Origin of the sequence: Pseudoalteromonas sp. KS88 (assembly GCF_004766475.1) — a bacterium.
GTDB lineage: Bacteria > Pseudomonadota > Gammaproteobacteria > Enterobacterales > Alteromonadaceae > Pseudoalteromonas.
Genome location: NZ_PYHV01000016.1, coordinates 90,250 through 106,092 on the forward strand (window position 1 = coordinate 90,250; position 15,843 = coordinate 106,092).

Below are 15,843 nucleotides of genomic sequence, written 5' to 3' on the forward strand. Positions count from 1 at the left end.
CTGATGATGCGTCGTAAATTACGTAATAATAATGCCAATAATCAGCACACTGAGAGATGGTTAGTCTCTTATGCTGATTACATGACGATTATGTTTGCGTTTTTTGTTGTGATGTACGCGATGGCCATTAATAAAGAAGAAAAGTTCCAAGTATTATCTGACTCATTAGAGCAAGTTTTTGTTAAATCTGCTCGTCAACACAGCCAAGAGGGGACGGGTGTTACTGGCACGGGTCTACTCACAGATAGAGTTAGTCCAGAGAAAGAGCTTTTATTTGGCGAAAGTATTCAAAAACAAGAAGTAGGGCCGGAGTTACTTGATGGGCAAAGTGATACAAGCAATGTAAAACAAAAGCACTTAGGTAAACCTCTTGATAGCTTACTCACAAAATTACAATCTGCTTTAATTGATGAAATACGTGATGGTGAAGCAAGTTTAGAGTTACATCAGGACTGGCTAATCATTGAGTTAAGTTCGGGAATGTTATTTTCAAGTGGCAGTGCTGTAGCGCACAGTAGAGCGAAGTCTGTTATTGGTATGGTTAAAGATATCATTTCACCGGTGGATAATTACATTCGAGTGCGCGGTTATACTGATAATGAAACTATTCGTAATGAAATTTTTCGTTCGAATTGGGAGTTATCAGTCGCCCGAGCTACTTCTATTTTGATAGAGTTGGAAAGAATGGGCATAAACCCTGCTAGAATGGCTATAGAGGGATATGGGGAGTATTCTCCTTTTGCCGATAATACGACTGCACAAGGGCGAGCACAAAACCGTAAAGTAGTTGTAGCTTTATCGAAATACGGGTTGCCTGAACAAAAGGCTGTTGACAGTGATGATGCATCAGAAGAAATTGAAGCTTCGATGCCAGAAGAGGTTGAACTGCCCTCAAATGATAATTCCATTAAAGTAATCCAATTACCCCATGGTGGGATTCGTATTACAACGCGAAATGAAGAACAATAAGGTGTAATGTGAAAGTTTGGACAGTAGCAAATCAAAAGGGCGGTGTTGGCAAGACAACAACAGCAGTTAGCCTTGCAGGCATTTTGGCGTTGCAAGGGAAGCGGGTATTGCTGATTGATACTGACCCTCATGCTTCTTTGACCTATTATTTTGGCATCGATTCTGAAGATCTAGAAGTTAGCGTTTATGATATCTTTGCGCGTGGTAATACAATGCAAAGCGAAGAGATCTTACAAGCTTTATGTCCTTCAAATATCGCTAACCTTGATATATTACCTGCAACTATGGCTATCGCAACACTCGACCGTAGCATGGGTAATAAAACGGGCATGGGGCTTATTCTAAAAAAAGCATTACTTAAAATTAGCGATCATTACGATTACGCTATTTTAGATTGTCCACCTGTGTTAGGCGTGCTAATGGTTAATGCACTGGCTGCCAGTGAGCGGATATTAGTGCCAGTACAAACTGAGTTTCTCGCTCTAAAGGGGTTAGATCGAATGATGCGCACGATGGAATTAATGCAAAGCTCGCAATCAAAGCAGTATCAATATACCATTATCCCTACTATGTATGATAAGCGCACGAATGCATCTTTGGAGGCATATAAAACCCTTCAACAGACATACAAAGATAAAGTTTGGCCGGGGGTAATTCCCGTCGATACAAAGTTTCGAGATGCTAGCCTTGCGCAACAAGTGCCTATTCAATTTTGTCCTCGTTCGCGGGGCGTTTTTGCTTATCGTGCGTTATTAGATTATTTGATTGAACAAGGTTAATTGATGAGTAAGCAGTTGTTTGCTAATGAAAAAGTAATGACCCAATATTTGGACGCTTTACTGTGCGATGAAGACTCTTCAGCACTTGAGCCAGTGGCAAAATTACTTGAGCAAGTTAAACCATCAGCAACTGAAAAAGAGTTAACACCCAAAACCACTACTCAAGCAATAATGCAGCCTGATGCTTTAGAAGAGCCTATTTTACAGGCTGAGCAAACATCAAAGCTTGAGAAACCACAAATTCAAGCTAATATCAAAGATATAGCTGAAACAGAGCTAGCGATAAATGAAGCGGTTGGAAAAACGCCTGTTCAACGCCAAGAAGATTATTTTGATGGCGAGTTTCAGGCACTATTTTTTGAAGTGGCAGGGCTTACGTTAGCGGTGCCATTAAAAGCACTTGGTGGTATTCATCAGTTAGGTGAGGTTACTCAGCTTTTTGGAAAACCTAAGTGGTTTAAAGGTGTAATGCTTAATCGTGATGAAAACTTAAATGTGGTTGATACAGCACGATGGGTAATGCCAGAAAAATATACCCAAGAGCTTGAAGAGAAACTAGACTATCAATACTTAATTACCTTAGGTGATAGTCAATGGGGATTATTAGCTGAAAAATTAGTAAATAATATTACCCTGCGCTCTGAAGACGTAAAATGGCGGACTAATAGCGGTAAACGTCCATGGTTAGCAGGCGTGATTAAAGAAAAAATGTGTGCCCTAATTGATGTAGAGTATTTAAATCAATTGCTGGAGCATGGCTTAGATAGCCGTGAGCAGTAACGATAATCGGAGTAATAGCATGAGCGAAGAAAGATTAGTGTCAAGTAGTAAGAATGCCGATAGCAATGACGAGGTATTGCAATGGGTAACGTTTAAACTTGAATCAGAGACCTACGGTGTGAACGTGATGCAAGTACAAGAGATATTGCGTTATACCGAAATAGCCCCAGTTCCAGGTGCCCCTAGTTATGTACTTGGTATAATTAACTTACGTGGTAATGTTGTAACAGTTATCGATACGCGTGCACGTTTTGGTTTAATGTCTGCTGAAGCAACTGATAATTCTCGTGTTCTTATAATTGAAGCAGAAGAGCAAGTAATCGGTATTTTAGCCGATAGTGTGGCTGAAGTTGTATATTTACGTAGTTCTGAAATTGACAGTGCACCAAACATTGGCACAGAAGAAAGTGCTAAGTTTATTCAAGGTGTCAGTAACCGCGATGGCGAGTTATTAATTTTGGTTGATTTGAATAAATTACTAAATGATGAAGAGTGGGATGAGTTAAGCAATATCTAATGCTTACGGATAAACTATGCTGTTACTCTCTTTAGTGTGTAGCGCACTTTTTTTAATATTAGTGTGCTTTGTATTCTTATATATTTTAAATAAACGGTTAATGGCTTCTGAGCAAGCAAACCAGAAGCAATTGGCTAATGCATTACAACAAAATAGTATTTTACGTAGTGAAGTCGCTGAAATGCGCGCTGGAATGCTTAGTATTGGCAAGCGTTTGGTTGATGCCGAGCAAAAGAGTCAAGAACTAGCACAGCAACAAGATGCGCAAAAATATGACGACCCAGATGCTAAAATCTACTCACGAGCAGTAAAAATGGTAGAGCTTGGAGCTGATATAGAAGAGATCATCCGTGAGTGTGAATTACCGCGTGCGGAAGCCGAGTTACTTATATCACTGCATCAACAAAAAGGCGCTAGTTAGCGCCTTTTGTATTGAAAAGGTCTAATAAGTTTACGCTTTTATATCTAACTTTCCTTGAAAATCTTGCCAGCCAGGTGGAAACTTGCCTCTTAGAACGTATGAAAAAGCAATCAGTTCTGCAATAACATAATAAAGCTCTTTCGGGATCTCCTCACCCAGCTCTAAATGAGAAAGGGTTTTAGCGAGCGATTTGTCCTGATGTATCAAAATTCCCTTTTTTTCAGCGGCGGCAATTATTTCTTCAGCTAGTTCGCCAAACCCTTTACTACTAACGGTCGGCGCTTTGCCGGCTTCATATAATAATCCAATTGCTGATTTTTGCTCGATATCACTCATATTCAAACCTTAATATTAATAATGGCATGAGATTGGTAAAATGCTTGGTGTTTTGCAGCACCCTGACTTAAATTAAGTTCTCCTACCTGTAACCCATGTGCAGATAGTTTGTGGCGTAAGCTTTCAAGGTGAGGGTGCGCTATCGCTGTTACCTCTTGACTGGATGCAAGCAATTTACAATCCAGTGCTTTATCCATTAACTCGGCAGTTATTTGCAACTGACCAAGCTCTGCATAATCAAAATTTAATCGTACAAACCATACATCTTTACCTTCAGGCTTTTCATTGCTCGGTTTTTTATATTTTCCGAGTGATATTTCAGTCTGTGAAGCCTCAGGTGGCAACCTCATTGGTAAGAAAAATTGTACAAAAGCATTACTATCTGTTTGTTGATTAACGGGCGTGCTGGTTACTTGACTCACTGTTGTTTTTATTTGACTCAATTCACTGGCCAATGCTTGGCTGCTTGCTTGGAGCAGTTGCTCCTGAAGCTTTTCACTATTAACGGCTTTAAAACTAGGTACTAATACTTGCAAAAGAGCATCAAGTGAAGTTTGGCCATTGAAATTGCCAATACTTGATGTGTTAAGAATAGGGCCGGCCAAGATAGCAACACTCAAATTTTCAACAGCTTGACTGAAACTATTTTGATATGCAGGCGCAGAAAGGCTGTTAGGCGATATAATGCTTAATACCTCACGCTGAACGGTTTGAGGTTGAATAGTTTGACTGCTAATCATTCGGTTAAAAGCTTGATTAACTAACCGATTAAGGTCTGCATTTTCAGAAATTTTAGATTGTGCAAGTTGTTCTATTTTTTGGGTTAAAGATGTCCTGTCTAAAGGTAGTTTACTCTCATTTATTAAAGCATTTTCCGGTTTGTAAACATCTTTTGGAATGTTCAGTAAGGGCGCAAGTAGTTTTGCCTCAATAGGTTGGCTTACTTGACTGCTAACAATCGGTGCACTCAAGGGGGCTTTTATACTAGCAAAATTAATTGGTTTAGTATCTAACCCTGGTGGATTGGTATTATTAAGCTGTTGAGCTTTGTTATGGCTAGCTTCTAATATCGCTTTGGCAGTATCAACGTTTGCAGGCACTGTAAATGACGCAGCTTTAGGTGAAGCGGTGTTCGGGGTAGATTGTTGCTGCATTTTTGTAGCCAGTTGAATGACATCAAGTTTTATTTCTTTTGCACTTTTACTTAAATCAGATGCTAAGTTTTTAGCTTTGGCTGGCAATACAGGAGGTGTTAGATTTTTATTCTTTTCAACTTTCACAGTGGGACTTTTATTTACAAAAGATTGGGAAGAAGCGACTGTGTCGGTATTTTTGCTTATTATTTTTGCTTCTTTTGTTAACCCAGTATCTACCGTTATTTCAGTCTGCTTAACAATTTTCGCTGAAGTGGCTTGTGTTGATGTTGTTTTATTCTGTGTATTCGTTTGATTTTGTTGTTGATTGACTAAAAGGCCATGCTCTGCTGCGTGGCGGTTCAATGGCAATGTAGTCAGCGCGCTTAAACCTGCTTTTATTTGTTGAAAAAACTGTACTAAAGGTGGCGAGGTATGAAAATGCTTTGGTAGTGCAGTACCACTACTGATATCAGCTTTAAAGGGCGAAGGATGTGAGTTTGCAAGTGCCGCTAAGTTTATACGCGTAAGTGATTGTGGAATTAGACTCTGTATTGGTTGCGTAGCTTGAACAGTATTTACCGTTTTATTTATTGATTTTGTGTTTTGAACTGCGCTATTTATAAGGGGGTCTGATTTGCTAAAAGGTTTTTGTTCAAAATAACGTACAGCATCATATATACGTGTTTTAAAGTCCGAAAAACTGCTTTGGATCCAAGATTTTATTGGGCTACTAGCATTAAGTAGAGGACTAACAATTGGCTGTTGGGATGTGTGTGGTTGCGCGCTTAGTTTTGCCGACTGTGCCTTAAGTAAGCTATTAAATGTATTAGTTAATGAGTTTTTCAACGTTACTATAACCTGTGGGTTATTAGTTTTTAGCTGCAGCTTATCATTTACCGCTGTTATTTTTACAGCCTGTAAAGTTGAATTCAATTGTTGTATTTGTTCAGTTTTAACGGGCACGTTAAATGCGCTTTTTTGCTGCGGTATAATCAATTCCACAGCATTATTAATGGCCTTTATTTGTCCGTTAGGCGTTAACTTTGCAAGCCAAGTCGCTAATTTGTTTTGGCTAATAGGTTGTTGATGTAAGTTGTCAGCAAATCTATTTAAAACTGTGAGCTTAGTACCTTTATGGTCGCTATTGATGATTGCTTGAATCGGTTGTTCACCTTGTAAAACGCTTGCTACTTCCTTATTTATTGGCAAACTTGCGTTTAATTGTGGGAGCTGTAATTTTGCAGTTGGATGTGTAACAACGGTAGTGGTTAATGGTTTATTGACTAATTGACTGCCGGAACTAATAAAATTCAGTAAATTCTGTAGTTGCTTAACTTGATTAAGCGCCAAGGATATTTGTGTTGGTAAAATAGTGAGTTGCTTACCATCAGCACTTAATTGAACCTCAGCAGAAGGAATTTTTTGTGCATTTGCTGGCGATTGGGTTGTTACTAAACGCAAGGTTTGCCAGTGATCATTTACCATTATATCCATTTGCAACGAACCTTTAGCGAACACGATGTTTTTAGCGTTTAATGTTTGCCCATTTAAGTCAATGTTTTGCTGAGCAGCATCGGTTGTTGACTGTTTTACAGTCAATGAGTTAGCTAAAGATATTTGCGTTGGTTCATTCATTATTTTAAATCAATTTTTCACTAATCGGTTTCATTGCGTTATTCGTATTACCCTATCATTATGGTAGACTAACGCCTAATTTTGGGTATAGAGAATCGTCATCTTGCTACACATTAAGTCCGTTACTTGCATCAAACAAGACCGCTGCTTGTTTGAGGATCTTAATTTCAGTTTGAAATCGGGACAAATTATGCAGCTAGCTGGCCCAAATGGGGCTGGTAAAACATCATTATTGCGCATTATTGCGGGTTTTGCTTCCCCAGATGAAGGTGATATTTTTTGGCGAGAAAACTCTATAACAAAAAGCTATGATGAGTTTGCCCGTGAGTTATTATTTATAGGCCACAAAACAGGTGTAAACGCTCAGCTCACGGCTTTAGAAAATGTACGCTTTTGGTTACAGATACAAGGCTATAACAATGATCAAGACTTGTATCCGTTACTGGCAAATATTGGCTTAGTGGGGCTAGAAGATGTGCCTGTGCGAACATTGTCTGCTGGCCAGCAGCGTCGTGTAGCACTGCTTAGACTTTGGCTAAACGATGCAAAATTGTGGATTCTTGATGAACCCTTTACTGCGCTCGATAAATCTGGAGTTGCGTTCTTACAAGATAGGTTTACCAGTCATTTGGAAAATGGCGGGGCTATTTTATTAACCACCCACCAAGATTTAACTACTCACTTTAATGATTTACAAACGGTTACTTTGGAGTACCGTCACTGATGCTACGTAAACATTCTTACTTACAATTATTTACAGCTGTTTGTAAAAAAGATCTACAACTGGCATTCCGTCAGCGTGCAGAAATAGTGAATCCGTTATTATTCTTTTTAATTGTGATCACATTATTTCCATTAGCAATAGGTCCAGAACCAGGACTACTAGCTCGAATGGCGCCGGGTATAATTTGGGTTGCCGCATTATTATCAACCATGCTTGGGTTAGATAAAATTTTTCGTGATGACTTTCATGATGGCAGCTTAGAGCAGTTAATAGCGTCGTCATATCCTTTGCCTTTAACGGTTTTGGCTAAGGTATGCGCGCACTGGGTTATCACTGGCTTACCCTTAGTATTAATGACCCCTTTATTTGCGTTGTTGTTAAATTTAGACAGCCAATCATTGGTTGCAACCGTATTTACTCTTTTATTGGGTACGCCCTTATTAAGTTTTATTGGTGCTATTGGCGCCGGTCTTACTGTGGGCTTACAAAAAGGCGGCATCTTAATGAGCTTACTTGTTTTGCCTTTGTATATCCCAGTTTTAATTTTTGCAACGTCCGCTATAGATACCAGTTCAATGTCACTGGATTATAGCGGGCAGCTTGCCATCCTTGGTGCGATGCTCGTCGTCGCTGTTATGAGCGCACCAATCGCCATATCGTCAGCATTAAAAGTGAGTGTAAGTTAATATGTGGAAGTGGTTACATCCCTACGCTAAAGCAGATCGTGCATATCAATTATGCAATACGTTACTGCCCTATTTTGCCGTTATTACGGTTGTGTGCATGGTTGTTGGTTGGGTTTGGGGGTTGGCATATGCGCCAGCAGACTACCAGCAAAAAGACAGCTATCGCATTATTTTTATTCATGTTCCCTCAGCTATTTTATCTATGGGCGCCTATTCATCAATGGCCATAGCGGCAATTGTTGCTTTGGTTTGGCAGTTAAGAAATGCTGAACTTGCTGTTATTGCGATTGCACCTGTGGGTGCATGTGCCACTGCAATTGCGTTGATCACAGGTGCAGCATGGGGTAAACCTATGTGGGGTGCTTGGTGGGTATGGGACGCTCGTTTAACTTCTGAATTGATTTTACTATTTTTATACCTAGGTGTGTTGTCTTTATATCATGCCTTTGAAGATAAGAAAGCCGCGGGTCGAGCGGCCTCTATTCTTGCTATTGTTGGAGTGATTAATCTACCAATCATTCATTTCTCTGTTGAGTGGTGGAACACCTTGCATCAAGGCGCATCTATCACAAAGTTTAATACCGAAGCGATTGACCCAAGTATGTTTTGGCCATTAATGGTCAATATCGTTGCTTTCGCAGCATTTGTTGGCACAGTGACATTAATTCGCCTTAAAAATGAAATTTTACAACGTGAAAAGCATCGTCCTTGGGTTCGTCAGTTGATTAAAAGGGGTTAGTTATGCAGTTTGATTCTTTTTCTGATTTTATAGCCATGGGTGGGTATGGCTTTTACGTTTGGTTATCTTTTGGAACATGCGCACTTATTCTACTCGGTATTTTATTGAGTTCATTAAATGATACCAAACGTATTTTGGCATCTGTTAAGCAACAAGCTGACCGCGAACAGCGAATTAAGCAAGCCAAACAGGAGCAAAAATCATGAACCCAAGACGTAAAAAACGCCTGCTTGCTGTTACCTCCGTCATATTTGGACTAGGTGCAGTAGTGGGCTTAGTTTTGTATGCTCTGCAAGAAAATATCAATTTATTCTACACGCCAAGCGAGCTTATTGAAGGTAAAGGGCCAAACCTTGAGAAGCCTTTCATCGGCCAGAAACTGCGTATTGGTGGGATGGTTGTACCTGGGTCTGTTGTGCGTGACGAAAGCAGTTTAGAAGTAAGCTTTAAGCTAATAGACACAGGGCCTATTGTGACTATTCGTTACCAAGGTATTTTGCCTGATTTATTTCGTGAAGGGCAGGGGATTGTTGCACAAGGCGTGCTGATAGAGCCTGATGTAATTGAGGCGTTTGAGGTTTTAGCTAAGCATGATGAAGAGTATATGCCAGCTGAAGTTGCAGAGGCTGTAAAAGGAATTAAGCACGAAAAACCTAAATATAACTTAGATAGTGGCAATTAATATGATTCCTGAGATTGGTTATTTTTCATTAACACTGGCCATGGTGCTAAGTGTTTTATTGTGTATTTTTCCTTTGTGGGGCGCGCATACAGGTAACTTGCGTTTAATGCGCGCTGCACCTTCTTTGGCCGTTGGGCAATTTGCTTTTGTTTTAATTTCGTTTGCTGCACTAATTTATGCCAGTTTAACAGATGACTTTACCGTAGCGTACGTGGCCTATCATTCAAGCAGTACGTTACCTTGGTATTATAAAATTACCTCAACATGGGGTGGGCACGAAGGCGCTATTTTATTATGGCTTGTTATGCAAGCAGGTTGGACTGCTGTTGTAGCAATGCGCTCGCAGTCTTTACCTTGGATATTAAGAGCTCGCGTATTGGGTGTGCTCGGTTTTTTAGGTGTTGGCTTTATGCTCTACACACTGTTGATGTCGAGCCCGTTTGAACTCTTATTACCTTACTACCCCGTTGAAGGGCGAGATTTAAACCCATTATTGCAAGACCCTGGCATGATTATTCATCCACCATTACTGTATATGGGGTATGTTGGTTTATCTGTTTCTTTTTCATTTGCTATTGCAGCTCTACTTACCGGTAAACTTGATAACACGTGGGCCAAATGGTCACGTCCGTGGACAATGACTGCATGGGGGTTTTTAACCCTTGGTATCACTATTGGTAGTTGGTGGGCTTACGCTGAACTCGGCTGGGGCGGATGGTGGTTTTGGGATCCAGTTGAAAACGCATCTCTTATGCCATGGTTAGTTGCGACAGCCTTATTGCATTCATTGTCAGTGACAGAAAAACGCGGTGTATTTAAATCATGGACCGTATTATTGGCAATAGCTGCTTTCTCATTTAGTTTGCTTGGCACTTTTATTGTACGTTCTGGCATTATTGTTTCTGTACATGCATTTGCTACAGACCCTGATCGTGGTTTATTTATTCTTGCATTCTTAGCGATTGTAGTTGGCGGAGGTCTGACTCTTTATGCATTACGAGTCTCAGAAGTGAAAAGTGAAGGGCGTTATAAACTTGTCTCTCGAGAAGTCGCACTTTGGTTAAACAATATATTCTTAGTTGTTGCAACGCTCATTGTTTTACTGGGTACATTATTACCTATGGTTCACAAAGAGATGGGGTTAGGCAGTATCTCAATTGGCGAACCGTTTTTTAACAAAATGTTTGCGATTTTACTTGTCCCGTTTGCGATTTTAATGGGGATAGGGCCTTTACTTCGTTGGAAACAAAACAAATGGGCATTTTTACAGAATAAACTTTTACTGTGCGCGCTTGCAAGTATCGCGGTCACTTCTACTTGGCTGTTTTTAGGGTACGATGTTGTAGCCCCCCTAACCTTGTTAGCAACCACCTTAGCTGTGTGGATTGTTTTTACAACTGTGCTTGATATTGTTGATAAAACGCGAGTTCATGGCAGCCTAAAAAATGGTTTAAAACGTTTAAGTGTAAGTTACTGGGCAATGGTACTAGGCCATATCGGTATTGCTTTTGTAATTGCTGGCGTGACTTTAACCTCGGCGTATTCGGTAGAGCGTGATGTGTCAATGAAGCCGTTAGAGGTTGTTTCGCTTAATCAATATGACTATCGATTTGAAGGTGTTAAAGACATCCGCGGACCAAACTACAGCGGCCATGCAGGTGTTGTAACTGTACTTAAAGACGGTGATAAAGTGGCAAGGCTATATGCTGAAAAGCGTCAATATGACATTGGTATGCAATTTATGACAGAGGCGGCGATAGATGCTGGCTTTACTCGTGATTTATATCTTGCTTTAGGCGAGCAGCTAAGTAACGGTGGTTGGTCGTTACGCATTTATCATAAGCCTTATGTTCGCTGGATGTGGCTAGGTGGCATACTTATTTCATTAGCAGGCTTTATGATTTTAGGTGACAAACGCTACCGTAGCAGCAAAAAACGTGATTCAAAAAGCCAGCCGGAGGCCTTATGAACCGTAAATTTTTAGCATTGTTACCGTTATTGGCGTTTGTACTAATCTGTGTTTTTTTGTACCAAGGGCTCTTTGCAAACCCTCGAGAATTACAAACAGGACGAATTGGTCAGGCAATGCCTAGCTTTAACTTACCTGATCTAATGCAAGACGATAAGCGTTGGCAGCAAACAGATCTTGAAGGTGAAGTCTATCTACTCAATGTGTGGGGTACCTGGTGCCCAACATGTTTAGCTGAATTGGGCTATTTAACTCAGCTACGTGAGCAAGGAGTAAAGATCATTGGTCTTTATTATGTGCAAAGCTACGATTCCGATTTTGATGGTCCATTTGACATGGACTCATTGCGTGATGAAGTGAGTACGATGCTTAGCAGGGCAGGGGACCCTTATCAGTTTAATATACTTGATTTAGAAAGAACATTAGCACTTGATTTAGGAGTGTCAGGTGCACCTGAAACGTTTTTAGTCGATAGTAGTGGGACAATCTTGTTACACCATACTGGCGATATTAATCCACGAGTTTGGCGTGCGAAGTTTGCACCTATTATGCAGGAGTTAACGCCATGAAGTATTTATTTATTGGTTTAGTATTACTTTTTAGCTTTGCAGTGACAGCTGAGCAAGATAGGTATGTATTTGCAAATGACGAACAAGCCAAGCGGTTTGGCGAACTCACTAAAGAGTTACGTTGTCCGAAGTGCCAGAACCAAAACATAGCAGACTCTGATGCTGTGGTTGCGAAAGACTTACGTGACAAGGTCATTGTGTTGGTAAAAGAAGGCAAGAGCAAAGATGAAGTCATTGAGTACATGATTGATCGATATGGCTATTTTGTTCACTACGAGCCACCTGTTACTCCAGCGACATTAATATTGTGGGTATTACCCATTTTAATCGTCATCATTGGATTTGGGTTCATTGTTATTCGACAGCGCAAAGCAGCAATAAAACAAAACTGGAACGATCAAGATGAAGAGCTATTGGCAAAACTAATTGCGCAAAACCAACGTCAGGAGCAAAAGTAAATGATTTTAATGTGGGCTTCTTTTGTACTACTAACTTTAGTAGCTGTTGTATTTGTAGCTTTGCCTTTTTTGACAAAAGAACGTATAAAAAGTGTGACTCATAATGCAAATTCTGAGTTGATAGGCATTTACCACCAACGTTTAGAAGAGTTAGCACTTGATTTAAAAGAACAACGTATTGAGCAGCAAGGCTATGATGAGTCAGTGGTTGAGTTGAAACGTCGCTTACTTAATGAGATCTCTCCCGAGAAGTCGTTATTTAGCCGAGGGAACAATGCGATATTGGCATTAACAGGCAGTGCATTTTTAATTGTACTGACGGTGATTTTTTATACGGCAACAGGCTCGCAAAAACAGTTACAAGACTGGTATACCGCGATGGATAAATTGCCTGAATATGGTGAGCGCGCAGTAATGCAAAAAGGCGAGCCGTTGACACAAAATGAACTCCAAGCTTTTGCATTGGGTTTACGAACTAAGCTTGCTCAAAATGGTGATGATCAAGTTGCATGGATGCTACTTGGACGCGTTGCAATGTCACTGAATGAATATGATATGGCACAGCAGTCGTTTGATAAAGTGTTACGTCTTAATCCTGATAATTTAGGTGTGATGGTCAGCTATAGCCAGTTGCTTTTAATGCAAGGTAGCGACACTAATATGACTCGTGCAGCAAGCATGCTATCACGTGTTTTAAAAGACGAACCGACTAATGTAGATGCTATATCACTGCTTGCCTTGATTGCGTACGAACGTCAAGATTGGGCACAAGCTAAATCTGCGTTTGAGGTGCTCCTCAGTACAATGGATACTCAAGACAGCCGTTATGCCATGATAGCTCAGCGCATTAGTGATATAGAGCAAAAAATGGCTGAGCAAAATAACCAAATTTACCCAGCGACTTCTTTAGAGAATATTACTAATTCAACCACAAGTGATGAAGGGATTACGGTTGATGTAAACTTAGATTCTGCATTAGTTGATAATCTTCCTGAAAACGGCACTTTATTTGTATTTGCTAAAGCGGCCAAGGGGTCACCGATGCCGTTGGCTGTAGTTAAGCTCACCGACTATAGTTTTCCACTTAAAGTGCAACTTAGTGATTTGAATTCGATGGTAGAGGGTTTGACTCTTTCAAGTTCTCAAGAAATTGTTATCACAGCGCGTATCTCAAAAGATGCTTCAGTGATGCCTTCAAGTGGTGAGCTTGAAGGAAGTTCCCCCGTATTAGAGCGAGCCAAGGTAACGCAACATACATTACTAATAAATGAGTTAATTCCTTAAAGGATAAAAGATGTTAAGACAGAGTTTACTATTGATTGGGTTACTAGTTGTTGCAGGATGTGCGCAAGTACCTGACGAAAAAGTTGATGAACGAGATCCACTTCAATCTTTTAACCGCCCTGTTTATGATTTTAACATGGATGTGTTAGATGCCTATATTTTGCGCCCAACAGCCGTTGGGTATGTCGCTATCACACCGACTCCGGTAAGGCGCAGTGTCGTTAATTTTACTGACAACATAACTGCACCAACGGATGTTATCAATGCGACACTACAGGGAAAGCCGGGTAATGCCGGGGTCAGTATTGCACGCTTTTTAGTTAATTCTACCGTGGGTATCTTTGGCCTATTTGATGTAGCGAGTTCATTAGGGCTCAATATCATTGATGAAGATTTTGGTCAGACGCTCGGTGTTTGGGGGATAGGTGATGGTGCATACTTAATGTTGCCAGGTATGGGGCCATCAACAACGCGTAACCTAGCTGGTGATGTTGTTGATAATTTTGTTCTACCTGAGATCACTTTAACGACGCCACAAACGGTGTTGGTTTTTGCACTTAAAGCGGTTGAGGCAAGGGCTTCGCTTATTGCTCAAGAGAGTCTACTTAATGAGTCACTCGACCCTTATATATTTATGAAAGATATTTACTTTCAACGTCAATTGTATGAACTACATGACGGTAATCCGCCAATTGAAAAAGAACCAGAAGACTTTGATGAGGATTTCTTAGAAAGCCTTTAATTATAAAAGTGCTGGTTCAAACCAGCACTTTTATTACTTTTAAAGCTAGGTTTTATTCATCACCCAATACTTTCATTTGCGTGTTTGCCCATGAAAGTGCCTCATGATAAAAATCAGGTACCTTATCAGCTGCTAAAGCCAATTCATCTATAATAGTATTTGCGCTTTGCCAATCGGCTTGTTCGTATAACTTTACCAACTCCAAATATTGTGCAAGCAAACCTTTATTTTCAACAAGTGCGTCTTTGATATCATTCGACAAGGGGAGCTTTTTCATAACGCTTTGCATACTTTCGTCTAAAATAGCATCCATAAGTGACATCATCCCCGTTAGAAAAGCCATGCCAGTATCTTTAACTTTATTGTGCTCAATTGCCAATAACTCAGTGAAGCGAGCGCGAGTGAGTGATAATCGAATGAGTTCGGCAGGCTTATTTGCGGCTACTTGAGCTGCAAATAATAACGACAGAAACTTTTTAATTTCCTGCACACCAAGCACAATAAGCGCTTGCTTAATAGTGCTTATTTCAGCGCGTCGCTTAAATGCTGCAGAATTACTGTAACGTAATAGCTTGTAAGAAAGTGTGACATCCCGCTCAAATACATCAGTTATTTTCTTTAGGTTTATGTCTATTGACGACGTTTCATAAAGCAGTTCAGCTAGCGCGATTTGTGAAGGCGGGAGTGATTTGCTTTGTACCATTTCTGGCTTTGAAAAAAAGAAGCCTTGAAAATAGCTAAATCCAAGGTCTAAAGCGAGTTGATATTTTTCATGAGTCTCTACTTTTTCTGCAAGCAGTTTAATTTGTGGGAAAGGTTTAATTTCTTCTATTATTTGCTTTATTTGATCAAGTTCGCAGCTTAAAAAGTCAATTTTAATAATATCAATGTATGGGTAAAAGTGGCGCCATACTGGCTGGTGAATATAGTCATCTAAAGCCAGTGTGTAGCCTTTCTCTTTTAAATCTTTAACTATTGCTAGCAAGCGTTTACCAGGTTGTATAGTTTCCAGTATTTCTACAACTATTTGATCTTTAGCTAGTAATGTTGGGTATCCTTTTTGTAAGGTATCTAGTGTGAAGTTAATGTAAGCAGGTTTGTCGTCTGTTAAATCTTCTAAACCAAAGTTAAATTGACTGCCCTCAATGAGTCTTGAGGTGGCTTCATCACCATCGATGTTTGGAAAAACATTATCAACGCCATCACGGAAAAGCAGCTCATAACCTATGAGTTCTTTATCGCGATCTAAAATTGGTTGGCGCGCAGCGTAAAAGTACATAAACAACAAATCCGATTAAGTTAAACAATAGCATTGGCAATATAAGATAAATAATGAAAAATAGCATTAACAATATTTTAAATGATAGTACTAAAGCATTGAATTTTTGAAAATATATTTATTTAATCCTAAGGCATA

At 39.9% G+C, this 15,843-nt stretch carries 18 protein-coding genes; 15 read left to right on the forward strand and 3 right to left on the reverse strand.

From position 1 onward, the window contains the following. Positions 1 to 3: 3 nt before the first annotated feature. From C7Y70_RS10420 to C7Y70_RS10440, 5 genes are read left to right on the forward strand one after another with little or no spacing between them, the layout of a single operon-like run. Positions 4 to 969 (forward strand): flagellar motor protein MotB, encoded by a 966-nt coding sequence (locus C7Y70_RS10420; protein ID WP_135474889.1) that lies wholly within the window; start codon positions 4 to 6, stop codon positions 967 to 969. Positions 970 to 977: 8 nt separating this feature from the next. Beyond that, positions 978 to 1,748, forward strand: coding sequence for a ParA family protein (locus C7Y70_RS10425; protein WP_099296711.1), 771 nt, complete (start codon positions 978 to 980; stop codon positions 1,746 to 1,748). Positions 1,749 to 1,751: 3 nt separating this feature from the next. Next, complete coding sequence (locus tag C7Y70_RS10430) at positions 1,752 to 2,528, forward strand: CheW domain-containing protein (RefSeq protein ID WP_135474890.1); 777 nt, start codon at positions 1,752 to 1,754, stop codon at positions 2,526 to 2,528. A 19-nt stretch (positions 2,529 to 2,547) separates the two neighbouring features. Continuing rightward, on the forward strand, positions 2,548 to 3,045 hold the full coding sequence (locus C7Y70_RS10435; RefSeq protein ID WP_058559788.1) for a chemotaxis protein CheW: 498 nt from the start codon (positions 2,548 to 2,550) through the stop codon (positions 3,043 to 3,045). Between the two features lie 16 nt (positions 3,046 to 3,061). Next, positions 3,062 to 3,466 carry a DUF2802 domain-containing protein gene (locus C7Y70_RS10440; RefSeq protein WP_099296709.1) on the forward strand — a complete coding sequence of 135 codons (405 nt, stop codon included), beginning with the start codon at positions 3,062 to 3,064 and terminating at the stop codon, positions 3,464 to 3,466. 30 nt (positions 3,467 to 3,496) lie between these two features. Here C7Y70_RS10440 and C7Y70_RS10445 read toward each other — a convergent pair whose 3' ends face one another. Both C7Y70_RS10445 and C7Y70_RS20650 read right to left on the reverse strand, forming a co-directional pair. Next, the gene (locus C7Y70_RS10445; protein WP_099294380.1) at positions 3,497 to 3,802 is read right to left on the reverse strand and encodes an EscU/YscU/HrcU family type III secretion system export apparatus switch protein; all 306 of its coding nucleotides are present in this window, start codon (positions 3,800 to 3,802) and stop codon (positions 3,497 to 3,499) included. Positions 3,803 to 3,804: 2 nt separating this feature from the next. Further along, positions 3,805 to 6,573, reverse strand: coding sequence for a flagellar hook-length control protein FliK (locus C7Y70_RS20650; protein WP_245321475.1), 2,769 nt, complete (start codon positions 6,571 to 6,573; stop codon positions 3,805 to 3,807). 103 nt (positions 6,574 to 6,676) lie between these two features. Between C7Y70_RS20650 and ccmA the strand changes: the two genes are divergently transcribed. Genes ccmA through C7Y70_RS10500 form a run of 10 tightly spaced genes read left to right on the forward strand, consistent with a single transcriptional unit; the run spans position 6,677 to position 14,426 of the window. Then, positions 6,677 to 7,297, forward strand: coding sequence for a cytochrome c biogenesis heme-transporting ATPase CcmA (gene ccmA, locus C7Y70_RS10455; protein ID WP_135474891.1), 621 nt, complete (start codon positions 6,677 to 6,679; stop codon positions 7,295 to 7,297). Continuing rightward, positions 7,297 to 7,983, forward strand: a complete 687-nt coding sequence (gene ccmB, locus C7Y70_RS10460) for a heme exporter protein CcmB (RefSeq protein WP_099294384.1) — start codon at positions 7,297 to 7,299, stop codon at positions 7,981 to 7,983. The genes ccmA and ccmB overlap by 1 nt, the downstream gene beginning before the upstream one ends. A 1-nt stretch (position 7,984) precedes the next feature. Beyond that, positions 7,985 to 8,722, forward strand: coding sequence for a heme ABC transporter permease (locus C7Y70_RS10465; protein WP_099294386.1), 738 nt, complete (start codon positions 7,985 to 7,987; stop codon positions 8,720 to 8,722). Between the two features lie 2 nt (positions 8,723 to 8,724). Continuing rightward, the gene (gene ccmD, locus C7Y70_RS10470; protein ID WP_099294388.1) at positions 8,725 to 8,928 is read left to right on the forward strand and encodes a heme exporter protein CcmD; all 204 of its coding nucleotides are present in this window, start codon (positions 8,725 to 8,727) and stop codon (positions 8,926 to 8,928) included. Further along, a complete protein-coding gene (gene ccmE, locus C7Y70_RS10475; protein ID WP_099294390.1) occupies positions 8,925 to 9,404 on the forward strand; it encodes a cytochrome c maturation protein CcmE in 480 nt (159 codons plus the stop codon). The genes ccmD and ccmE overlap by 4 nt, the downstream gene beginning before the upstream one ends. A gap of 1 nt (position 9,405) precedes the next feature. Continuing rightward, on the forward strand, positions 9,406 to 11,373 hold the full coding sequence (locus tag C7Y70_RS10480) for a heme lyase CcmF/NrfE family subunit (protein ID WP_135474892.1): 1,968 nt from the start codon (positions 9,406 to 9,408) through the stop codon (positions 11,371 to 11,373). Beyond that, a complete protein-coding gene (locus C7Y70_RS10485) occupies positions 11,370 to 11,942 on the forward strand; it encodes a redoxin family protein (protein ID WP_135474893.1) in 573 nt (190 codons plus the stop codon). The genes C7Y70_RS10480 and C7Y70_RS10485 overlap by 4 nt, the downstream gene beginning before the upstream one ends. Beyond that, complete coding sequence (locus C7Y70_RS10490) at positions 11,939 to 12,400, forward strand: cytochrome c-type biogenesis protein (protein WP_135474894.1); 462 nt, start codon at positions 11,939 to 11,941, stop codon at positions 12,398 to 12,400. The genes C7Y70_RS10485 and C7Y70_RS10490 overlap by 4 nt, the downstream gene beginning before the upstream one ends. Further along, positions 12,401 to 13,684, forward strand: coding sequence for a c-type cytochrome biogenesis protein CcmI (gene ccmI, locus C7Y70_RS10495; protein ID WP_135474895.1), 1,284 nt, complete (start codon positions 12,401 to 12,403; stop codon positions 13,682 to 13,684). 10 nt (positions 13,685 to 13,694) lie between these two features. Next, positions 13,695 to 14,426, forward strand: coding sequence for a VacJ family lipoprotein (locus tag C7Y70_RS10500; RefSeq protein ID WP_099294398.1), 732 nt, complete (start codon positions 13,695 to 13,697; stop codon positions 14,424 to 14,426). A 52-nt stretch (positions 14,427 to 14,478) separates the two neighbouring features. Here the strand turns inward: C7Y70_RS10500 and C7Y70_RS10505 are convergent, their stop codons facing one another. Next, the gene (locus C7Y70_RS10505; RefSeq protein ID WP_135474896.1) at positions 14,479 to 15,705 is read right to left on the reverse strand and encodes an HDOD domain-containing protein; all 1,227 of its coding nucleotides are present in this window, start codon (positions 15,703 to 15,705) and stop codon (positions 14,479 to 14,481) included. Positions 15,706 to 15,843 lie beyond the last annotated feature (138 nt).

Bases quoted from the DNA above. Each gene is read 5' to 3' on its own strand.
- ccmB (WP_099294384.1), top strand. From the start codon at position 7,297: ATGCTACGTAAACATTCTTACTTACAATTATTTACAGCTGTTTGTAAA.
- C7Y70_RS10465 (WP_099294386.1), top strand. From the start codon at position 7,985: ATGTGGAAGTGGTTACATCCCTACGCTAAAGCAGATCGTGCATATCAA.
- C7Y70_RS10440 (WP_099296709.1), top strand. From the start codon at position 3,062: ATGCTGTTACTCTCTTTAGTGTGTAGCGCACTTTTTTTAATATTAGTG.
- C7Y70_RS10505 (WP_135474896.1), bottom strand. From the start codon at position 15,705: ATGTACTTTTACGCTGCGCGCCAACCAATTTTAGATCGCGATAAAGAA.
- C7Y70_RS10435 (WP_058559788.1), top strand. From the start codon at position 2,548: ATGAGCGAAGAAAGATTAGTGTCAAGTAGTAAGAATGCCGATAGCAAT.
- C7Y70_RS10480 (WP_135474892.1), top strand. From the start codon at position 9,406: ATGATTCCTGAGATTGGTTATTTTTCATTAACACTGGCCATGGTGCTA.
- C7Y70_RS10420 (WP_135474889.1), top strand. From the start codon at position 4: ATGATGCGTCGTAAATTACGTAATAATAATGCCAATAATCAGCACACT.
- C7Y70_RS10430 (WP_135474890.1), top strand. From the start codon at position 1,752: ATGAGTAAGCAGTTGTTTGCTAATGAAAAAGTAATGACCCAATATTTG.
- C7Y70_RS10490 (WP_135474894.1), top strand. From the start codon at position 11,939: ATGAAGTATTTATTTATTGGTTTAGTATTACTTTTTAGCTTTGCAGTG.
- ccmI (WP_135474895.1), top strand. From the start codon at position 12,401: ATGATTTTAATGTGGGCTTCTTTTGTACTACTAACTTTAGTAGCTGTT.
- C7Y70_RS20650 (WP_245321475.1), bottom strand. From the start codon at position 6,573: ATGAATGAACCAACGCAAATATCTTTAGCTAACTCATTGACTGTAAAA.
- C7Y70_RS10500 (WP_099294398.1), top strand. From the start codon at position 13,695: ATGTTAAGACAGAGTTTACTATTGATTGGGTTACTAGTTGTTGCAGGA.
- ccmD (WP_099294388.1), top strand. From the start codon at position 8,725: ATGCAGTTTGATTCTTTTTCTGATTTTATAGCCATGGGTGGGTATGGC.
- ccmE (WP_099294390.1), top strand. From the start codon at position 8,925: ATGAACCCAAGACGTAAAAAACGCCTGCTTGCTGTTACCTCCGTCATA.
- C7Y70_RS10485 (WP_135474893.1), top strand. From the start codon at position 11,370: ATGAACCGTAAATTTTTAGCATTGTTACCGTTATTGGCGTTTGTACTA.
- C7Y70_RS10445 (WP_099294380.1), bottom strand. From the start codon at position 3,802: ATGAGTGATATCGAGCAAAAATCAGCAATTGGATTATTATATGAAGCC.